Origin of the sequence: Pontibacterium sp. (assembly GCF_041587635.1) — a bacterium.
Taxonomy (GTDB): domain Bacteria; phylum Pseudomonadota; class Gammaproteobacteria; order Pseudomonadales; family Balneatricaceae; genus Pontibacterium.
In genome coordinates, this window is the sequence record NZ_JBFGYC010000542.1 from 1 (window position 1) to 2750 (window position 2750).

The 2750-nt window shown below is 50.0% G+C and carries 4 protein-coding genes; 2 read left to right on the plus strand and 2 right to left on the minus strand.

Features of this window, described 5'->3' with window-relative positions; all coding sequences use genetic code 11:
* Positions 1-620, minus strand: a 620-nt coding sequence (locus tag ABYW01_RS18715) for an FAD-dependent monooxygenase (protein WP_372835796.1), incomplete at its 3' end; no start/stop codon positions are given.
* A gap of 206 nt (positions 621-826) precedes the next feature.
* Here ABYW01_RS18715 and ABYW01_RS18720 point away from each other — a divergent pair.
* Together ABYW01_RS18720 and ABYW01_RS18725 are read left to right on the plus strand one after the other, a co-directional pair.
* Positions 827-1441: a hypothetical protein gene (locus ABYW01_RS18720; protein ID WP_372835798.1), complete on the plus strand. Its 615-nt coding sequence runs from the start codon at positions 827-829 to the stop codon at positions 1439-1441.
* 2 nt (positions 1442-1443) lie between these two features.
* Positions 1444-1581, plus strand: a complete 138-nt coding sequence (locus ABYW01_RS18725; protein WP_372835799.1) for a LuxR C-terminal-related transcriptional regulator — start codon at positions 1444-1446, stop codon at positions 1579-1581.
* Between the two features lie 52 nt (positions 1582-1633).
* On the opposite strand, the gene ABYW01_RS18730 is transcribed toward ABYW01_RS18725, so the two are convergent.
* The gene (locus tag ABYW01_RS18730) at positions 1634-2053 is read right to left on the minus strand and encodes a cytochrome b562 (RefSeq protein ID WP_372835801.1); all 420 of its coding nucleotides are present in this window, start codon (positions 2051-2053) and stop codon (positions 1634-1636) included.
* Positions 2054-2750 lie beyond the last annotated feature (697 nt).

A 2750-nucleotide genomic window follows, 5' to 3' on the forward strand; every position in this document is an offset into this window, starting at 1 on the left:
CCCTCCATACGCGGCCCCAGCATGCCGCGAATAGTCGATTTCGCACCGTCTGCGGCAACTAGCCAGTCACTGTGTAACTGATACTCACCTTCCGGCGTATCCAGTGTCAGCTGCACGCCAGAAGGTTGATTATCAATCCCAATGACCTTAGTCCCCCAGCGCAGATCCACCAAAGGTTCGGCCAGTACCTGATCAACCAGATACTCCTCCAGATATTGCTGTTGCAGGTTGTTCATCGGCTGGAAGCGATCATCTTCATCGTAAGGCGCTTCCATACGGAACACCCGCTCCCCCCGATAGAACGAGTTACCACAACGCCACGGCAGGACTTTCTCCAACATCCGGTCCGTCACCCCAACCTGCTGCAATATCTCCATCGAACGGCGGGTAAATACAATGGCGCGGCTGCCCTGTGATACCTGAACATCGGCTTCAATCAATACAGACGGGATACCATAACGGGCAAGGTCCAACGCCGTGACCAGCCCTACCGGACCGGCACCTATAATCACCACCTTATGCTGGAGGGTGTCACCGCTCAGCTCCGGCGGGCGACGAAATGGATAGATCTGATAATCGTAATACAGTGATGCTCGTGGCGAGCTATCGGGGAAATGCATGAGCAGGACTCCTCACATGGGCAGATCAAAACCGCCCGTCGTTGATGCAGTTGTTATTGTCCTATTCAGCCTATGCCTCTGAGCGAAAGCGTTTATCCCCCTAAAAATGTGACAAAAAATTAGCTAGGCTAAGAGATACTGATTCCATCGTTGATACCCGCATATCACGGACAGCGGATAACACATAATCGATAACGGATAACCCTATGACGGCTGACACGCTCTTCGACCAGATCAACCTGCCCATGGCCGCGACCATCGAAGCGATCGGCTACGAACGCTTTTATCCGCGTTTCTTCAGCTTAATGAGTAAGATCGCCCGCATTGATCAGTACATGGTGTTTGAGTTCTGCGATAGCTGGGACAGCCCCCGCTGCCGACTCGCCCACAATATCCAGCGTCCGGAACTGGGCTTACAGCTCGCCTCGCTCTACATGGAAGGCAATTATCTCAACGACCCGTTGCTGGCCAAGCTTGCCGCCGAAGCCGCTGAGCACCCTACCCAACCGGCCTGTGAACTGCTGCTGCGCAAAACCCTCTCCCCCGTGTATCGACGCCGTTTTTATAACGTGCCGGATATTCAGGAAAAGTTCGCCATCGCCGCCAATGACGAGGAAAGCGGACGTCTCTACTACATCAACTTCTACCGCTCCGCTGAAGCCGGTTTTAATGCGCAGGAGATCACGTTTCTGGAACAGAGCAGTGCATTGATCAGCTCGCTGCTACTGCGTCATTTTCGGGAGGAACGTCAGGGACGTGGGGTACAAAACACCTACTGGCGGCGGGCCTCTCAGAACGCGAGGCGCAGATTTGTGAACTGATTGTGGCGGGTCATACGGCAAAAACTATCGCCCGCAAACTCAATCTCGCTGAATCAAGTATCGTGACGTACAGGAAACGGGCGTATCAGAAGCTAGGGGTGCATCGTAAGCCGGATCTGTTGGAGGTCTTTCAAGGGTGAGAAAGCAGGGGTAAGAAAAATCCATGTAAACACTCTCTACCCCCATTTATGATTACTTAAAGATACTGAGCAATAACTCCAACGTGCCCGGCTTCGCTTTTTTATGGTATTCCTTGCGCAGCTCGTCAACGCTACTGAGTTTCTGTTGAAGCTCAGCTAGATTATCTTCAGTGGCCAGCGGAATCTCAGCGATGAAACGCTCTACTTTGCCCAAACCTTCCAGTGATATCACTTTGCGATCCGGCGAAAAGTCATAGGTTTGTGCGCTGCTGAGGTGCGTTTTGAATGCATCAATATGTTGATTAAAGCTCTCAGCTGAACGGCTCTCCATCGCTTCTTTATACTGCAGCCGCATCTGCTTCATGGTTTGCTTCAAATTAAGGCTTTCACCTGCGCTGGCATAGCCACCCGAGGTTAACAGCACGGTGAGCAGCAAAGAGCTAAGTACTGATTTTTTAGCTGAGTGTTTCATATACAGAGTCGGCCTACATTGTGATCAGGGAACTATCCTAGCGGGGGAATATATCAGATCGCTGTAGGAGTCGCATCGTAGCAATCAAGTAACAAGAGCGACACGCTCTCCGGTATAGGCCTCAAACGGCGTTACCCCTTCGAGAACCACTCTGGGTGTCGCATTCAATATCTTCTACCAACGGCCCGCCGTATCAGGATGATACGGAAAGCAGTTTTCCAATTTTCTGAAAGCTCATCCCCTCAACGCGGAGGCGAATGGCTTGTTATCGGAGTAACTCCTGTTATGCGGTGCTGAGCTGGTGTGCGTCTGGCTTCATCGGAGATCAGATCGGCCCAAGCATTCCCAAAATAGCACAAAAGCCCAAGCCATAACTATTTTATATGGTTAAGCATAGTTATTATGTATTTTTTTTTATACAAAATCATGATTACAGTGATTTTAAACGCTTCCCATCTGGCTTGATGCGGCCCTGTTGGTTGAGTCACCATCCGTTGTAGACAGCATCAAATAATAACAATCTGGCTTTTTAGAGGAATAGATAATGAGCGTCATTCTTAAAGAAAAAATTGAAGGTCCATCAGCATGGAAAGGAAAGGATATCAAGGATGACGGTTCATGGATTTATCATTGGTCTGATGAGTCCATTGGCGTTCTCGAAAAGGCCTTAGAAAATGTCAAACAAAAAGGGCTACAA

What these genes read in the sequence shown, in the direction of transcription:
- ABYW01_RS18720 (WP_372835798.1), top strand. Translation starts at nt 827, where the DNA reads ATGACGGCTGACACGCTCTTCGACCAGATCAACCTGCCCATGGCCGCG.
- ABYW01_RS18730 (WP_372835801.1), bottom strand. Translation starts at nt 2,053, where the DNA reads ATGAAACACTCAGCTAAAAAATCAGTACTTAGCTCTTTGCTGCTCACC.